Annotated in this window: 22 protein-coding genes; 12 read left to right on the top strand and 10 right to left on the bottom strand. The window is 49.6% G+C overall.

The window, feature by feature from the left end; all coding sequences use genetic code 11:
- Positions 1-57 precede the first annotated feature (57 nt).
- Entirely contained in the window at positions 58-822 is a 765-nt protein-coding gene (locus AB4875_RS02280; RefSeq protein WP_368374419.1) for an adenosylcobinamide-GDP ribazoletransferase, read from the bottom strand.
- 226 nt (positions 823-1048) lie between these two features.
- Here AB4875_RS02280 and AB4875_RS02275 point away from each other — a divergent pair, with 226 nt between their 5' ends.
- Together AB4875_RS02275 and murI are read left to right on the top strand one after the other, a co-directional pair.
- Positions 1049-1528, top strand: a complete 480-nt coding sequence (locus AB4875_RS02275; RefSeq protein ID WP_368374418.1) for a peroxiredoxin — start codon at positions 1049-1051, stop codon at positions 1526-1528.
- A gap of 23 nt (positions 1529-1551) precedes the next feature.
- Positions 1552-2337, top strand: a complete 786-nt coding sequence (gene murI / locus AB4875_RS02270; RefSeq protein WP_368374417.1) for a glutamate racemase — start codon at positions 1552-1554, stop codon at positions 2335-2337.
- On the opposite strand, the gene AB4875_RS02265 is transcribed toward murI, so the two are convergent.
- From AB4875_RS02265 to AB4875_RS02255, 3 genes are all read right to left on the bottom strand, one after another.
- The gene (locus AB4875_RS02265) at positions 2324-2662 is read right to left on the bottom strand and encodes a hypothetical protein (protein WP_368374416.1); all 339 of its coding nucleotides are present in this window, start codon (positions 2660-2662) and stop codon (positions 2324-2326) included. The two genes, murI and AB4875_RS02265, sit on opposite strands and share 14 nt — an antisense overlap.
- A gap of 114 nt (positions 2663-2776) precedes the next feature.
- Entirely contained in the window at positions 2777-3790 is a 1014-nt protein-coding gene (locus AB4875_RS02260; RefSeq protein WP_368374415.1) for an aromatic ring-hydroxylating oxygenase subunit alpha, read from the bottom strand.
- A gap of 233 nt (positions 3791-4023) precedes the next feature.
- Entirely contained in the window at positions 4024-4641 is a 618-nt protein-coding gene (locus AB4875_RS02255) for a hypothetical protein (RefSeq protein ID WP_368374414.1), read from the bottom strand.
- Positions 4642-4765: 124 nt separating this feature from the next.
- Here AB4875_RS02255 and moaA point away from each other — a divergent pair, with 124 nt between their 5' ends.
- From moaA to AB4875_RS02225, 6 genes are all read left to right on the top strand, one after another.
- Entirely contained in the window at positions 4766-5767 is a 1002-nt protein-coding gene (gene moaA / locus AB4875_RS02250) for a GTP 3',8-cyclase MoaA (RefSeq protein ID WP_368374413.1), read from the top strand.
- An 11-nt stretch (positions 5768-5778) separates the two neighbouring features.
- The gene (locus AB4875_RS02245) at positions 5779-6264 is read left to right on the top strand and encodes a cupin domain-containing protein (RefSeq protein ID WP_368374412.1); all 486 of its coding nucleotides are present in this window, start codon (positions 5779-5781) and stop codon (positions 6262-6264) included.
- Between the two features lie 25 nt (positions 6265-6289).
- Positions 6290-7222 carry an AAA family ATPase gene (locus AB4875_RS02240; RefSeq protein WP_368374411.1) on the top strand — a complete coding sequence of 311 codons (933 nt, stop codon included), beginning with the start codon at positions 6290-6292 and terminating at the stop codon, positions 7220-7222.
- Between the two features lie 5 nt (positions 7223-7227).
- A complete protein-coding gene (locus AB4875_RS02235; RefSeq protein WP_368374410.1) occupies positions 7228-8673 on the top strand; it encodes a VWA domain-containing protein in 1446 nt (481 codons plus the stop codon).
- Between the two features lie 116 nt (positions 8674-8789).
- Entirely contained in the window at positions 8790-9413 is a 624-nt protein-coding gene (locus tag AB4875_RS02230) for a DUF502 domain-containing protein (RefSeq protein WP_368374409.1), read from the top strand.
- 49 nt (positions 9414-9462) lie between these two features.
- On the top strand, positions 9463-10923 hold the full coding sequence (locus AB4875_RS02225; protein ID WP_368374408.1) for a TrkH family potassium uptake protein: 1461 nt from the start codon (positions 9463-9465) through the stop codon (positions 10921-10923).
- 93 nt (positions 10924-11016) lie between these two features.
- Here AB4875_RS02225 and AB4875_RS02220 read toward each other — a convergent pair whose 3' ends face one another.
- The 6 genes from AB4875_RS02220 to AB4875_RS02195 form a co-directional block, all read right to left on the bottom strand.
- Positions 11017-11961, bottom strand: a complete 945-nt coding sequence (locus AB4875_RS02220) for a 2-hydroxyacid dehydrogenase (RefSeq protein WP_368374407.1) — start codon at positions 11959-11961, stop codon at positions 11017-11019.
- Positions 11962-12016: 55 nt separating this feature from the next.
- Positions 12017-12418, bottom strand: coding sequence for a DUF1330 domain-containing protein (locus AB4875_RS02215; protein ID WP_368374406.1), 402 nt, complete (start codon positions 12416-12418; stop codon positions 12017-12019).
- Positions 12419-12571: 153 nt separating this feature from the next.
- Entirely contained in the window at positions 12572-13009 is a 438-nt protein-coding gene (locus AB4875_RS02210) for a hypothetical protein (RefSeq protein WP_368374405.1), read from the bottom strand.
- Positions 13010-13096: 87 nt separating this feature from the next.
- A complete protein-coding gene (locus AB4875_RS02205; RefSeq protein ID WP_368374404.1) occupies positions 13097-13519 on the bottom strand; it encodes an MAPEG family protein in 423 nt (140 codons plus the stop codon).
- A 235-nt stretch (positions 13520-13754) separates the two neighbouring features.
- Positions 13755-14183 carry a DUF1353 domain-containing protein gene (locus AB4875_RS02200; protein ID WP_368374403.1) on the bottom strand — a complete coding sequence of 143 codons (429 nt, stop codon included), beginning with the start codon at positions 14181-14183 and terminating at the stop codon, positions 13755-13757.
- Between the two features lie 159 nt (positions 14184-14342).
- On the bottom strand, positions 14343-15212 hold the full coding sequence (locus AB4875_RS02195; protein ID WP_368374402.1) for a dienelactone hydrolase family protein: 870 nt from the start codon (positions 15210-15212) through the stop codon (positions 14343-14345).
- Between the two features lie 270 nt (positions 15213-15482).
- Between AB4875_RS02195 and AB4875_RS02190 the strand changes: the two genes are divergently transcribed.
- The 4 genes from AB4875_RS02190 (at position 15483) to mnhG (ending at position 17031) form a co-directional block, all read left to right on the top strand.
- Positions 15483-15920 (top strand): Rap1a family protein, encoded by a 438-nt coding sequence (locus AB4875_RS02190; protein WP_368374401.1) that lies wholly within the window; start codon positions 15483-15485, stop codon positions 15918-15920.
- Between the two features lie 66 nt (positions 15921-15986).
- The gene (locus AB4875_RS02185) at positions 15987-16457 is read left to right on the top strand and encodes a Na+/H+ antiporter subunit E (RefSeq protein ID WP_368374400.1); all 471 of its coding nucleotides are present in this window, start codon (positions 15987-15989) and stop codon (positions 16455-16457) included.
- Positions 16454-16732 carry an MrpF/PhaF family protein gene (locus AB4875_RS02180; protein WP_368374399.1) on the top strand — a complete coding sequence of 93 codons (279 nt, stop codon included), beginning with the start codon at positions 16454-16456 and terminating at the stop codon, positions 16730-16732. Before AB4875_RS02185 ends, AB4875_RS02180 begins: the two co-directional genes overlap by 4 nt.
- Entirely contained in the window at positions 16729-17031 is a 303-nt protein-coding gene (gene mnhG, locus AB4875_RS02175) for a monovalent cation/H(+) antiporter subunit G (RefSeq protein ID WP_368374398.1), read from the top strand. The genes AB4875_RS02180 and mnhG overlap by 4 nt, the downstream gene beginning before the upstream one ends.

The following is a 17031-nucleotide window of genomic DNA, read 5'->3' as shown; positions in this document are numbered from 1 at the left end:
TTCCCAGCAGAGTGCCAAGAAAAATAAGGCAGTATTCACACTCCGCAAAGTGTGAGGTCAGAGTAAAAACACCAAATACACTATAATTTCAGCAACTTGCTGCGCTGCGCCGAGAGCGTCACCGGTGTATCCGCCAATGCGGCGGCGCAGATATGCCGCGAAAGCAAAGCGAAAAACCAGTAAAGCCAGACAGAGCGGAATAAGTGGCGGTGAATCTGTAAAAACAAATAGCGCTAATATCGGCAATCCCGACCACAGCCAATGTGATAAGGGCATGGTGGTTGCCAGTGGCTTAGATTTTCCCTCACCCCGCACATAGTGCAAATCCAGTAAATAAGACACCGACAACCAGCGACTCACAATATGCGCCCAAAATAGTGCGCTAATCAAAATTGCTGGGGTCGCCATAGCAAATAGTGCCGCCGCTTTTAAGCTGAGCACCAATATCAATCCAACCCCGCCATAAGTGCCAATGCGTGAGTCTTTCATAATTCGCAGTACGTCTTCTGGGGTCCAACCACCGCCAAAACCGTCGCAGCTATCGGCAAAGCCATCTTCATGGAACGCGCCGGTCAGCAGTATTGAGGCCACCATTGCGAGTAACACGGCAATAAGCTGATTGCCAAACAAGGCCGCAGCGCCAACAAATACCAGCGCCGAGACCCCTGCCACCAATATGCCCACCAAGGGAAAGTAGCGCGATGCACCATTGAGCTTATCTTCACTAAAATCCGGATCGGCGGGCACCGGTATGCGGCTTAAAAAACCAACTGCGAGCAAAAACACCTGCCATTCGTACTGTACTTTTTGACGACTGATCAAAGACAACATCCACCTATATCAGAAACTTTAGCCACGTTTATCGAACCATTGTACGCCAAGTCGCCTAAGACCCAGCGGCGCAAAAAATACAATGTTTTTACCGCGTTACCAGAGCCCTGCCGCTCTGCTAGACTAGGCCGTGCTCGCGCTAATTTGATTATCATTACTGATCAGCGCTTTTTGTCTAAATAGCTTCCATCTACACTAAATATAAAAGGGTTCCACTATGAGTATTCAGACCGGCGACAAGATTCCCGCAGTTACACTCAAGGTTATGGGTGAAAAAGGCCCCCAAGACATTAGCAGTGAAGAGATTTTTTCTGGCAAGAAAGTAGTGCTCTTTGCCGTACCCGGCGCTTTCACTCCGGGTTGCACCCTAACTCACCTGCCCGGCTATGTGGTTAATGCCGACAAAATGAAAGCCAAGGGTGTGGATACGATTGCCTGCCTTTCCGTAAACGACGCCTTTGTCATGGACGCTTGGGGCAAAAGCCAGAATGCCGAAGAATTAATGATGTTGGCCGATGGCAACTGCGAGCTGACCGAAGCACTAGGCTTAGTATTAGACGGCTCAGGCTTTGGCCTTGGCAAGCGCTCACAGCGCTACGCCATGATTGTCGATAACGGCACCATCAGCCACCTAGCAGTTGAGCCCGCTGGTGCAGTTGATGTTAGCGCGGCAGATAAAATTCTCGCTCTGCTGTGAACCCCGAAGTGCACGCGCCACGCGTGCTTATTTTTGACTCCGGCGTCGGCTCCTTGAGCATCGGCGCCGCGATTCATGAATTTATTCCCCAAGCAAATCTGCTATACGCCATGGATCACGGTGGTTTTCCCTACGGCGAGTGGCAGGAAGACGCACTGGTAACGCATATTTGCCAAGCGGTTACCGCGCTGCTGCAAAGGCACCCCGCCGACATTGTTGTGATGGCATGTAACTCTGCCAGCACCGCCGTGCTACCGGCGCTTCGCAGTGTGCTTAATATCCCCGTCGTCGGCGTAGTGCCCGCCATAAAGCCAGCGGCATTACACAGCCGCAGCGGCGTCATTGGCCTGCTCGCTACTCCTGGCACTGTCGGTCGCGCCTACACCGCGCAGCTGATCAATGATTTTGCCTCACACTGCTGCGTCGTTCCTGTGGGTAGTCGTATTCTGGCACCGGCCATTGAATCGCTATTCTGGAATAACACCGCCATCGACGAGGTTTTATTAGAAATCAAAGCCGCGCTCTACGCACACCCACGCTCGGCAGAAATGGACACAGTGGTATTGGCCTGCACCCACTTCCCTTTAATACAAAAACCGCTTGCCGAGTTGATGCCAGCGATAAGCTGGATAGACTCGGGAGAGGCCATCGCTCGTCGCGTGATGCACATTATCAAAGAGTTGAATTTGCCGCTGAACAGCGCCAGCAAAAAGGGCAATCAAGAGGTACTTATTCTTGGCGAAGCGCGGGCGACGCCGATGTTAAAAGAACGGCTTGAGGCTTCAAACCTTCGCCTTATCGATTATTAAACTGCTCAACGCTCTCTTCATAGCCACGCACGACTTTAGCAATATTTTCCATTCCCACGTTGTAACTATTAATACGACGACGGCGGCGCTCCTCGTTATCGCGGCCAGTGCCGATGGCCGTTTTATCCATGGTATCTAAGCACTTTATAAACCGCGCACTATTGTCGAGATAACGCTCAACTCTGCGTTTACTAAATTCCATTGCCTCACTATCTGCCGTTGCACCGTCTGGGAAGTTGAGCGGTGGCAGGGGCAGCACGCAGGCAGCATGAGCGAGTGGCGTAAAGAGGATGAAAACAAGAACACTAGGAACAACAAAGCGCATGACACTTTCCGGCAGTCTTAAGAATAGCCAAAGTATACAGAAAATCCGGCAAGGCACAGCCTAACCGGATCACAACGCAAGTAAAGAAGGGAAGATAAAGCCTATTGCTAGGGCTTACATAGCCCGTGAATCAAAATCTTCCGCATAAAATCTGCTATACCATTTGCGGAATTTAGCAATCGGGCCGTCGCCATCACAAAGAATAGGTAGCGGGCGATAAATTTTATTCTCCCAAATTGGCTTGTCTTCCTCAAGCTGACCAACAATATTAGCGATGATGGCGGCGTTAACACCGCCTTTCTTCACTTCGCCATTTATCTTAGGTTGGATGAACGCGAATCGCACCTGTACTTTGTGCTCGTCAATCGGCGTGGTCAGCCCCAGTAAAAACGTGTCGGCAATGCCTTCAAACTTGGTATAGCCTTGGCCTGGGCCAGCACTACCAGTGTGAATAGAGCCTTTCACTTCACCGCGAGGGGTAGGCATATTTGCCACCTGCAACCCGCGCACAAAATAGCCATCGTAGGTTGTTTCCCACTCGGGGAAAGAAGCCGTGCCATGCACATATTTAAAATGGGCGGGATCAGCGGCGTTCTCTGCCATCTCTTGGGGATGGGTATGAATAATCCACTCGTAACGATCTTGTGGGGACCAATCATCGCTATTGGCCTCCTCATGACTAATCACTTCCCACAACGGCGCAACACCATCTGGATGATACCAAGCCCAAATCACCTGATTAGTTTCGCGGATGGGGAAAGTCTTAAGACATTTTTGACCCACTACCTTCGGCGGCATATTTTTCGCGTAGGGTACTTCTACACATTCGCCCTCGGGGCTAAATTTCCAAGAGTGGAAAGGGCAAACAATATTATTACCCTCAATACGACCGCCACCCGTGCCGGAGCGCTCGTGAATACCGTGGCCCAAATGCGCGCCCAAGTGGGGGCAATAGGCTTCCATTAATACGGCTTTTCCAGCCTCGGTACGGAACAACACCAGCTCTTGACTAAAATAATGCACCGCGCGTGATTCGCTGGGCGCTAATTCGTCAGAATAAGACACCGCAAACCAGCCAAAGGGCATTGGCATGGGGTAGCGTTTTATCGTATTGGTCTCGGTAGTCATATTCTTATCCTCGGCTGAACTGACCCGACGCGACAACAGCGCAATCAAGTCTCAGTACTGTGCTAAGCAAGCGCCACTATCGACGCCCCACAATTGCCTCACACTTTACTCTTCGAAGCCGGAGAGACAATGACAAAATGAGACATGAAGATGGCAAAAAACGCCAATTGCAGCGCAGGGTGGGGTTTTATTATATTCTGCGGCGATCATTGGGATCGCCGCTCAGAAGCGCATTACTTCCAGTTTTTGTAGCGCTCCATTATGACATCGGCGCCCATACGAATCAGCGACTCGTTTGCCGAGCCAGGCGCTACGCCGGTGCGCAAAATAGCTTGCTGCACAGCGACTTCCTTAGCGACCTCTTCCATTGTGGGGCCGTCAACTTCATCACCCTCAGCGGTTTCGACTTCACCGGCTGCGGCAGCGCGAATAATGGCTTCGCGCTCAGAGCCCGGCTCGGCACCGCTGCGACGCACCACTTCTTCCACTGCCAAGTCTTCCGCAGCCTGGCGACTACTAATGCGATTACCTTGGGCATCGTAAATACCGTCGTATGGCTGATACGCCGTTTCCGGTGACTGCCCCATGCTAATGCGGATCATGGCCGCTTCAGTCGAGTCAGATGCCACCCCCGCCTTTTTCACTGCGGCTTCTGCTGCCCGGGCCTTACCAACCTGAATCGCAGTTACCGGCTGGCCATTGCGATCATAAATTGCACCAGACTGGGCGGCATTGTTACTTGTGGCCGCTTGGTTTGGTGCCGGGCTAACGGTACTAGCCGCATTGTCTGCCGCATACACAGGCATTGCCGCACAGACTGACATTAAAGCCACGGTCTTAAAAAATTTCATATATCGCCCTATTTATCATTCAAAATTAATTATTGTGATATCGGCCAGATAGCACTAATACCCTGAAATACCATAATGAAACGCAGCGCTGCCAGCACTCAATACATGTGCTAATATCGACGCCATGATTAACACTGACGCCCCACTACAAGATCGCTTTGGCCGCGGAGTTGAATACCTTCGCCTATCGGTCACTGATCGCTGCGATTTCCGCTGTGTCTATTGCATGGCGGAAGATATGACTTTTTTGCCGCGTAATCAAATTCTTAGTTTGGAACAGTTGTACGACATTGCCAGCAGTTTTGTGCAGCTGGGCGTTAAAAAAATTCGCCTGACCGGTGGCGAGCCCATGGTGCGCAATAATGTGATGTCGCTCATAGAGCGCCTGGGGAAAATTGAACAGCTAGAACAACTGCACCTGACCACCAATGGCGCCCAGCTCGATAAATTCGCGGCGCCGCTAAAAGCCGCTGGGCTGACCGGCATGAACATAAGCCTAGACAGCCTGCAGCCCGCCCGCTTTAAGGAATTAACCCGCTTTGGTGACCTAAACAAAGTATTGACCGGCATTGACGCCGCCCGCGATGCTGGTTTTGACCGCCTGAAATTAAATGCGGTGATCCTCAAAGGACGCAACGATGACGAAATTTTAGATCTCATCGACTTCATTCGCGACAAGCACATCGACATTAGCTTTATAGAAGAGATGCCACTGGGCAATATTAGCGAGCACGACCGCGCGCTGAGCTTTATTAGCAGCGAGCAAATTCGCAGCCAGATAGAAGCGCGCTATGCGCTAACACCTACCACCGAGAACACCGGTGGGCCATCGCGCTATTATCGTATGGCCGACAGCACATCGCGGATCGGGTTTATATCGCCGCACAGCAATAACTTCTGCCATCTATGTAATCGCGTTCGGCTAACGGTAGAGGGCCGTCTGTTACTGTGCCTTGGCAATGAACACTCAGTCAGTCTCAAAGAGCTTATTGATCGCTATCCCGGCGATGAGGAAAAATTGCAGCAAGCCATCATCAAGGCCATGGATCTCAAACCCGAGAGCCATCATTTCTCCTTAGACGACGAACCTCAAATTGTTCGATTTATGAACACCACAGGCGGCTAACGCAGCACTCTATGGTTTCCGCAGACATCAACAGCAATGATCTCATTGAGCAGCTCAATTTAGAGCCTCACCTTGAAGGTGGTTATTTTTGTAGAACCTTTACCTCCGGCCATTTGAGCGGCGACCGAGCTGCTATGTCGGCTATATATTATCTGCTCACTCAAGACAGCCCGGTCGGCCATTTACATAGTAACCGCTCAGATATACTCCACTTTTGGCAGCACGGCAGCCCCCTTTACTACACCTTAGTGGCGCCAGACGGCAGTATAGAGAATGTCGTTATGGGACCAGATTTGGCCGCCGGCCAACAGCTGCAAATGCTGGTACCCGGCGGATACTGGAAAGCATCTGAACTTCGAGACGGTGAGCACGGCCTAGTCTCTGAGGCGGTGTGCCCCGGTTTTGATTTTAATGATCACCAACTCGCCAATGCCCAAGAGATTAAAAAGAACTACCCACAACATTGGACTGCATTACGACCACTGATCTCTGGCTAACTTATACAATATACCGGAACACCTTATGACAGACGCCCGCAAGGACATAGATCAGCTCATTGCCAAGCTCGCCGAGCAGGGCTATATCGCCAGCTCCGCCATTGCCACCACGCTCTATATTGCGCAGCAGCTGGAACGCCCCATCCTGATTGAAGGGCCGCCGGGTGTAGGTAAAACTGAGCTGGCTAATGCCACCGCCGCCATGCTCAACAAACCGATGTTTCGGCTGCAGTGCTACGAGGGCTTAGATGAAAGCAAAGCGCTCTACGATTGGAAATACAGCAAGCAGCTGCTGTATGTGCAGGTATTAAAAGAACAACTCAACGAGATTCTCGACGGTGCCGATGGTTTATCGAATGCGGTAGAGCGCCTGCATAATTTCGATGACATTTTCTACTCTGAGCGATTTTTAGAACCAAGGCCTTTGCTCAAAGCCCTGCAAAGCGACAATGGCGCTGTCTTACTGATAGACGAAATTGACAAGGCCGACTACGAATTTGAATCACTGCTCTTAGAAATTCTCGCCGACTTTAAAGTCACCCTGCCCGAAATTGGCACCCTAGCAGCCGTTCACAAACCCTTGGTGATTCTAACCAGCAACAACACCCGCGACCTCAGTGACGCGCTTAAACGCCGCTGCCTGCATTTATATATTCCCTTTCCAGAGGCAAAACTGGAAAGCCGGATTGTGCAGAGCAGAGTGCCAGAAGTCCCCGACGAACTGCGCCGCCAATTGGTCAACTTTGTACACGATGTCCGCAAACTCGATTTAAAGAAGCAACCCGCCATCAGCGAAACCATAGACTGGGCGCGCAGCTTATTGCTACTGCATTGCGATAGCCTGTCGCGGCAGCTAGTCGATGACACGCTTAACGTACTGCTCAAGTACGAAGAAGATATCAATATGGTCGGGCCAGAATTACACAGCCTAATTAAACGCGCGAATAGCCAGCTGTAAACCCCGTGGACGAAACCCTACTGCAATTTATTCGCCACCTGAGAAATCACGGCTTGGCAATATCCACCGCCGAGACTCTGGACGCAATGCGTGTGGTGGCCACCTTGGGCTACAGCGATCCCAGGCTATTAAGAGACGGCCTAGCGAGCTGCCTTGCCAAAACCGTGGATGACTACAACAGCTTTGGCGAATGCTTTGAGCGCTTCTTTCAACTTGAAGCGGGTGTAAATACCACTGACCCTGACGATCAACAACGTCCTGAAAATGACGATACGAAAGAAGCGCAAGCTAGCCAAAACGAAGACCAAACAGCGGGTGGTGGCGACGCCGGCGGCGAAGGCCAAGGAGGAGATGACGGACAAGGCGCCGGTGATGGCCAGAGCGAAGGTGAGAGTAAGGGCGAAGGTAAGGGCGGAAGCGGAAGCAGCGGCCAGCGCGACAGCACGCTCAAAGACGTTATACGCGCCGCCGCAGAAATAAACCTCGAAAAGATCCAATACCGCACTCAGCGCGGTGTCTACCGACGCAAGATTTTAACGGCGCTAAATGACGAACAAACATTAGAGGACATTAAAAAACTTTACGACGCCGGCGACGACGAAAAAGCCCATGTGCTGGAACAATTACGCGAAGGCCAAATTGCCGCCGTAAAATACCTTATCGACCGGCAGCTACTGTTAAACAACGATAACGCTAGCAAGCAACTTCGCGACGCCACCTTGCAAGACACCTCACTGTCAGCAATGGAACATTATCACCGCGAGCGCCTGCCGCCCATCATTCGTAAACTCGCTAAGAAACTCGCCTCTCGCCATAGGCAGCGACATAAGCGCGCTCGTCGCGGCAAACTCGATTTGGGTAAAACTCTGCGCCGGAACATCGCCTATGGCGGTGTTCCCTTCCACCGTTTTTGGAAGACTACTCGCAAAGATAAAAGCGATATTTTTGTACTGTGCGATATCAGTGGTTCTGTCAGCGCGTGGTCGCGGGTATTACTGCTTTTTGTGCAGGCCTTAAGCGATGTTCTACCCAACACCCGCAGCTTTGTTTTCTGTGGCCAAAGTATTGAAGTCAGCGACTTGTTTAAGCAATATCCGGTGGACGAAGCCTTGGCGATTATTCACCAGCGTCACGGTCTGGGGGGCAGCGATTACGGCTTGGCGCTAAATAGCTTTTGGACCCAAATTGAAGACAAGCTCAATCGCCGCAGCTGCGTTATCATTCTTGGCGACGGCCGCGGCAACGGCGGAGACACCGGAATCGAGGCACTGCGCAGTATTTATCATCGCGCCAGACTGGTACTTTGGTTTAATCCAGAATCACACCACAGCTGGAATACCGGCGACTCAGAAATACGCCGCTATCAGAGTGCCAGTCACTACGTCGCTGAGTGCGGATCGCTGCGCAAGCTAGAGCGCCTGCTAGACCAATTACTAAGCCTGCTGCGCTAATAAACATTAGCACTAAGATCATCGCAAATGCGGTATCCTTGTCAGGTGATCCGCCATGCAAAGGCGTCACACAACTTTGCTAGTATTGCAGCACATCTTCGTCAGCTCGGGCCATCATGAATAAATTAAAGCACTTTATTAATCAGTCGTTTATCGGTGGTGTATTAGTTATCGCCCCGGTCATTATTCTATTGCTGGGCCTGCGCTGGGCAGTCAATGGCGTGCAGTCCTTAATAGCCCCCATGACCAGCCCACTAGTCCGTATAAGCGGTGCGCCGCCACTTTTCGTGGACCTGCTCGTTATCGCGCTTATTCTCTTTGGCTGCTTTATTGTGGGTACGGTCGTGGCCACTAGCGCAGGCCGCTGGGCACAAGATTTCATCGACGCGCATTTAGCCCGTTTCGCACCTGGCTATCGCCTAATTCGTGACATCATTCAGCAAATGTTTGGCACCAATAGCAACTCCCCGTTTACAAAAGGTGAGGTCGCTGTGGTGCAACTCTATGGCACCCAAAACCCCGTGCGCGCCACGGCCATAATCACCAGTCGCCACAGCAATGGCTGGTTCACGGTATTTGTGCCCACCGGCCCCAATCCCACCTCTGGGTTTGTCTACCATCTGCCACCCGAGTGCGTGGAAGCCCGGCCAGATATAAAACTCGATACCGCGTTTAAATCGATTATCTCCTGTGGTGCAGGTTCTTCTGAGCTGGGCCTCATCCGGTCTCAGGAAAACTAATTTTCACCAAACGTGGCCAAACGCTATTAACAATGACAGCGACCCGATAATGACTCAGTCAACACTCATCAAGCCGGTGCTAAAAGTCTGCAGCTTAATATTGCTGGTCTTTGGCCTATTGATGACCGTGCCACTGCTGATGGCAATTATTTACCACACTGGGAACACTGCGGCTTTTAGCAATTCCATCGCCCTCACCGTCGGCCTTGCCGCCGGCGGATGGCTGTTGTCTCGATCACACCGCATCAATATGCTCAATCCACGGCAAATGTTTTTGATCACCACTAGCTCATGGCTTCTCATTTCATTAACCGGAGCGCTGCCGTTTTTATTGATTCCCGGTTTTTCCAGTGTTACCGACGCGGTGTTTGAGTCTGTGTCTGGCCTCACCACAACAGGCTCCACCATACTCACCGGCCTAGACACCATGCCCCACGATATTTTGGTGTGGCGCTCAATGCTGCAGTGGGTTGGCGGCTTGGGCGTTATCGGCATGGCGGTAGCGATTCTGCCCTTTCTCAAAGTCGGTGGTATGCGTTTATTCCAAACCGAATCCTCTGACTGGTCGGACAAAGCCATGCCGCGTTCGCGCACCATGGTTACCATGATCATTTACGTCTATATCATTCTGACCTTTCTTTGCACCCTCGCCTTTATGTTCACCGGTATGGATAGCTTCCACGCGGTCAATCACGCCATGACAACAATCTCCACTGGCGGCTATTCAACCTCAGATAGCTCCTTCGCACAGTTCGCAGACCTCGGTAGCCACTGGGTAGCGATTACATTCATGATCCTTGGCGCCCTGCCCTTCGCGATCTACGTGCACTTTTTAATGAAGCGCAATTGGCGGGCATTTAACGATCAACAAATTCGCGGTTTTTTACTCACCATTGCCATCATCAGTGTCGTTATCACATTGCATCTTATGTCGGAGACCGGCATTGATCTGCTGCATGCCTTCACCTATGCCACGTTTAATTTAGTGTCTGTTATCACCACCACGGGTTACGCCAGCGGCGACTACTCGCAATGGGGAGAACTTGCCGTCGCTGCATTTTTCTTCGCCATGTTTATCGGTGGCTGCTCTGGCTCTACCAGCGGTGGCATTAAGATTTTTCGCTTTCAATTATTATTTATGATGATGCAAGAAAGCATAGTGCGCGCCGTTCACCCCCGCGCCATGATCCGGCGCTACTACAACGGCCGGGCAGTAGACGACAGTATTGTGCTTTCGGCCGTCACCTTTGTATTTATTATGTTGGTCTCCCTAGTCATTATTACCCTGCTGCTTGCCTTTAGCGGCCTAGATCTCGTCACCAGCCTCACCGGCGCCTCCACCGCGCTCATGAACGTCGGTCCCGGCCTTGGCGACATCATCGGACCCGCCGGCAACTTCTCTAGCTTGCCAGACAGCAGTAAATGGATTCTCAGTGTGGGAATGTTGCTGGGCAGACTAGAGTTTATGACGATTATTTTAGTGCTAACGCCAACGTACTGGAAAAGCTAACACGGTGGCACAAAGCGCCTGCGAGGCTATTCACTTTATCTCACCACTTCTATAAAAATATCACTGAAGCCCTAAGGCTCTAAATTTAAGCTTCTAATAGCCACGGGCGCGGCCGATGGCTTCCGGTATCTCGCCGGTCTCAAAGTAAGTCATTAAATTACGCGCTACAATTTGGGATGCTGTGCGAATATTTGTGGGCGCCGATATATGCGGTAACACTGTTATCTTTGGCGACTCCCATAAGGCGCTAGTAATAGGTAGCGGCTCTGTTTCAAAAACATCTAAAACAGCATGGTCTAAATGGGCACTTTCCAAGTGTCGTATTAAGGCGTCTTGATCTATTATTTGGCCACGTGAAAAATTAATAATTGACGCCCCCGTAGGCAAAAGGCTCAGTCTTTTATCATTTAGTAAGCCATGGGTTTCGGTCGTTAGCGGCAGCAAGCAAATAAGTATGTCAGTTTGGGCCAATATGTCCTCTAGCTGTTCCATACCCGCAAAGCATTTAACGCCCGCTATATTACTTAAGCGTCTACTCCAAGCGCCCACATTAAAACCATTTAGTCGTAGCTTTTCTGCAGCTGCCCTACCTAATTGCCCTAAACCTAGAACACCAATATTGCGATCTTTAAGTTCCACCAAATCGCCTTGCTGCCATATTTTATGTTTCTGCTGAAACAAGTACTTAGGCATATCGCGGTGCAGATAATACGTCCAGGCAAGCACGGCCTCTGCCATTGTCGATGCTAAATTGGGATCAATAAGTCTAACAATATCAAAATCTACTTTAGGTAACTCGAGCACAAGTCGCTCTACACCAGCCCATAAACTTTGGACCCATCGCAGCGCCGGGAACGTTGTCAGTTCCTTTGGGTCGGGATTGGCGACAATGGCGACTTCAATATTCATCCTCTGCTCAGCGCTTATTTCTTCATACGGGATAATGGTCGCATCCACTAGGAGCGGCCCTATGGCAGCCAACCAAACTTCTTGATCTTTACTAGCCATCTTGCCTATAAATGCGATCTCTCTATTCATAAAGTCATGCTGCGCTGATTAGAAAAAAACGTGCTCAAATAATTATTAGTCCTGTCTAAATTATAAACTTCGAATAGCTTTGATCCGCCGCAAGAATGATATGGTCTTCTACACCGCTTTCTCTATCTTTGTTAATAACTTGGTAGTCTTCAGATGTCATCATCTCTAAAAATTTTGCCTTCGACGGATAATGTACTAGAACCAGAAAGTCCCAGCGGCCGTCGCCCAAATCTCCTAAAGCCACACCCTCAACATGGCCTGCCCACAAAATAATACCGCCGACCTTTTTGAGGAGTGGCCTATCTGCCTTACCGTAACGTGAGTAGGCGTCCCAGCCAGAGCCATTACCGTCTAAGGCGGTTTTTCGAAAACGAAGTAAATTCACCATAACCACTGCGCCGGTATCTGGCAGCGATTCGACCAGCTCACGATTTAAATCCTTGGGAATGTTACTCATCTGTTCTCCAGTAGATGGTGGGTAATAAAATTATGATATAGAAGTCCTAATATCTAATGATCGCATAAGAGGAAGAATGTCAGCGACCTAGTGTAGGTCTAGAATCTGCTTATTATAATGCCAATGTCAGCCCTAAGAGATCACTAAGGGATTTTATAGAGTTTGCCATACCGCCATTAGACCCAGTAAATGGAATAAAGCAATGACTAAACAAATTGCTGAGCTCCATAGCCAAAACGCCAAGCTGTTCTGTTGAATTTGATAATGATCGGTAACAAATGGTGCAACTAAACCACCTAGGCCACGAACTAAATAAATAGCCGTAATCGCGGATAGAGCTAATTTGGTGAAAGGCATACTTGGCAAGAGGCCGGCGCCAGACCAAGCGTAGGCTGCCCATATTAGTAAAACCACGGCGATACCAAGGGTTATCAGCGTTGGCTTTAGAGAACCGTTTTCGGCCATCAATGCCATGGACTCTCCTGCCCCGAACAAGCGAAACCAACTTGGCCCCACTAACACGATACCGACATGGAGGCCCGCAGCAAGCAAGCTAAATGAGCCCGCTACAATCAAGAGATCAACATTCATGGAAGATACCCCCCGCTTCACTCCCATAAGACCGTTGCCTAAGCAGTACTGCTCAGTAGCAGCAGGCTTAAGCACCTGTATAGGAGCCTACCCTAAGGATGCCAGCTCAAAACCTGCAAGTAGGGTCATAAGCAGTAGAACCAAAATACCGAATAAGAAGATCCGCATTCTGGTCGGCACGTAATTCGAGCTGGTATGTACAAAGGCATGAGCATAGCGACTTAAGGAATATGCCCATGCTAAGACGAGCGCCGGCACACCGACACCACCGCTGATGTAAAGCACAATACAGAGCACATAAAACAATATTGGGGTTTCAAATTGGTTGGCAATATTATTGGATACTTGCACAACATCAGCGGGCCAAACTCTATTATCTAAAGCGGCAGCTTTACGATTGACCGTGCCCGCTTTTACAGATTTAGCCTTTCTAACTCCCATCAAAATAAAAACCAGAATGGTCAAAACTACTTGGGCCAAAACTGGCCAAAAAATCAACGTTGCGTTCATGTACTACTCCTTATTGGCTTGCGCATAGAGCCGCAATGGGCGGCTGACAATAGTTGGCTAAAATAATACGAGTCCAACGCCAGCCAACTTTTAGCGTTTCTATTAAATAACGGGCTTGGCCAACCTTAGCTTTTTACAATGCTTCGCGTGACCTTAATTCTGCCAACAAGGATTAAAGCTCTTTGCTCCTCAGCAATGTGGCATGTAAACCAAAGTTAGGGAATGCTTATTCGACTTATGGTTTTGGCGCAAGGTGTACGATTTTTTTGCTCTGTGCGCTGGCGGCCGGTTTACCAAATTTACGTAGGGCCTTATAGTAGGCCGAAGCGCAGAAATTGGATACGCCATCTTCCTTGCATATATCCTTAAACAATTGATCTGCAGCTTTTCTGTGACTTCTGGTACTCAGCTCCTCCATTCTCATTAACTGATAGAGGGCGTCATGCACCAGCGAGGCTCGCATGTTTTCCTCGGTATCTTTTATCGGCCCCGACGGCCCATCCCAGGCATAGCCCTTCTTAATAAGCAGAGTGCCGCCGGCCGTCAAGGCAATGAAATCAACGTCAATGTCATCTTTTGGGGTAATTAGAATTTTAATTTCATAAGTATCTGCGAGCTGGTATTTATAATCACTGCTATACCGAATGCACTCTGTCGTAGCCATACTTTATGCTCCCATAGTGTTTTTATATAAGCCTTGTAAATTACTCCCTTCTCAGCCGCGCCGTCTATTGCCTAATAGCTCTAATTTCAATCAATATCGGTTTGCCAGCCCCTCGCAACAATACCACTATGAGACTAAAGATCTGCATATCCCGAATTATCACTCGACCTGCGCTGGCACTGGCATAAGTTGTTTTTTAAATAGCGCTAATACCTTTTGAAACGCTTGGTAAGTGGGATGGTGTTCATCGTCTACATAGTCACGAGTTAAAACAGAATGTGCCGCCGCCTTGATGTTGTTTGAATTACCCGGTGAAGAGTCAATACTAATACCGACAAACTTGTCGCCGAGCAACTCGGTTAAATATTTAAAGCGGTCACCAGGCACCATCTTATCGCCGCTAAATCTAAGACCAATAAGACATATATCATCGCGCTCCATTCGGGCTTTTATTTTAGGGATGTCCTTGGGATTTACATCGATGTCATGGCGAAGCTTTTTAGTGAGCATAAATGGCATGGAGGGCTGCGACAGTACCGGAGCAATCACCGACTCATCGGCCATCATCGCCAAGGCAAATCCGCCGCTAAAGCACATGCCTATAGCGCCAACGCCAGGCCCGCCGCAAGCGCGGTGAGCATCGCGCGCCAATGCTCTTAACCAATCGGCAATGGGCGCCTCCTCGCGAAACGCGAAGCGATTAAATTCCTTAGACACGCAAAGCTTAGACATGGACTTAATAAGGTTTGGGGTGGAGTAGTTCATCCCTGGCGTGCCAAGTAAAGAGGGCAAATACGTTGTGAAGCCTTCCTCATTTAAGCGCTGAGCAAAATCACACACGTCATCATAGATTCCAGGCACTTCATGAATCACGACAATGGCAGGGCCTTTTCCGGATTTATAGACCGGGCGAGTCACACCCTTGAACGTGTAACTGCCCGGTTCAAACTCTGGATAGGCATCGATGATTGGAGCCTGCTGGGTTTCACCTGCCTGCCACTCGGGTGTAGCAACATCGCTATGAGACATTATCTTTCCCTTATGTGATGAACACTCGTTCATTTTTAATACTAGCATTGGCGCATAGATTATCCTGCCAGAATAAGCCGCGCGTTGGCGGATTGCTAATGTGTAGACTAACCTTGATGAGCTTGAAGCGCACTCTGAGTCGTCACCATATAGTTAAAAAAAGAGGGCCGTACGACACCCAAAAGGCCCAAATCAAGGCTATAAGGAGGTACATATGCTTGCCATTCTCGGCAATGCCAAAGTAAACTGACGCAAATCTTGGATTTACCTATGAATATAATGAAAACAACATTTCATACGTCTCGATTTATTGCCGCCCTCTTAGCTTTGACTCTTTGTGGTGCAGCGTATGGCTTAAAGCCCATGAGCGCTGAGCACTTGAGTGGTAGTTGTGAAGCATCATTAAATGCCGACAGCGGTGTGGCAGATTCTGCCTGCGCGGCGTTTATAAGAGGGTATATAGAGGCCAATTCACATATTCGAATTGGCGAAATGGGTGATCTGAGTTTTACACAACGCGCCTTGCTCTCCCGCGCTCCTAGCGGTTCGACAAGTATCAATACTTTAAAAACAGTTAAATACTGCCTTTCTGAATCGACCACCATCAGAGAGCTTGCGATACTGGTTGTTGATGAGTCTAGTCCGACTTACACCGGCACCGCAGCATCATTGCTGGAACAGATATTTAAGGCTCATTACCTCTGTTGATGGCCATAATTGGTTTTTGATTTGGAATTAGCGAGAGGAAAGTCGACTCGGCTTAAGGATAATTTAATGCGTCATACCATCAGTATTTCTGCGCTTCTATCAGGAATATGGCTCGCGAATTCCGGGCATTATAATTTTCTTATGATCTGCTTTGGCATTGGCTCTGTCGCCTTTGTGGTGTGGATATGTCATCGCATGGACGTGATCGATCACGAATCCCAGCCGATTCATCTTACCTTAGCACTACCGAACTATTATGTTTGGCTGGCGTGGAAAATTATCCTCAGTAATTGGGATGTGATTAAGCGCGTATGGCTGGGCAACGGGTCTATTCAACCTATGGTCAAAACTTTAAACCTTCCTCAGAAGACCGACATGGGGCGGGTTATCTACGCCAACTCCATCAACCTCACGCCGGGTACCGTGTCCTTAGAGGTCAATGAAACCACCATTTTGGTACACGCTTTGGTGCCAGAAAATATCGCAGAATTGGAAGACGGTGAGATGAGTGATCGTGTCAGCAGGTTAGAACAATGATTCTATCTATTACCGCTATTACCTTGCTTATTGTGATGGCCATGGCGATCTTTCGCGCCATCGCCGGCCCCAGTGTGTTTGACCGTGTTCTGGCAGTGAATCTGTTCGGTACCAAGACGGTACTGTTTATTGCGGTGCTGGGCTTCTTGTCTGGGCGGCCAGAGTTTTTGGATATTGCACTGGTCTATGCCTTGATGAATTTTATTAGTGTTATCGCCTTGCTGCGTTACTTTGAGTACACCGACAGATTGCAGCAGCAGGGGGAATCGGAATGACTACTTTTGTCGACGTTTTGAGCGGCCTAATGCTGCTCAGCGGTTGTTTTCTAATTTTTACCGGCGCGCTCGGTGTGCTGCGTTTTCCAGACACGCTCAGCCGAATGCATGCTGCCGGTGTATCCGAGACCATGGCGACCGTGCTGATATTAGGCGGCTTAATGCTGCTGGCCGGTTGGAGTTTGGTGCTTCTTAAATTAGTGATGGTATTGCTATTCCTTTTATTCACCAGCCCAGCTGCCAGCCATGCTTTGGCCAAGGCAATTTGGACTCGGCAACAACGGGGTGATGGGCAATGA

It is taken from the genome of Zhongshania sp. R06B22, assembly GCF_040892595.1.
Classification (GTDB): Bacteria; Pseudomonadota; Gammaproteobacteria; order Pseudomonadales; family Spongiibacteraceae; genus Spongiibacter; species Spongiibacter arctica.
Note: the sequence above shows the minus strand (reverse complement) of the source record. Positions and strands in the feature narration are given on the sequence as shown.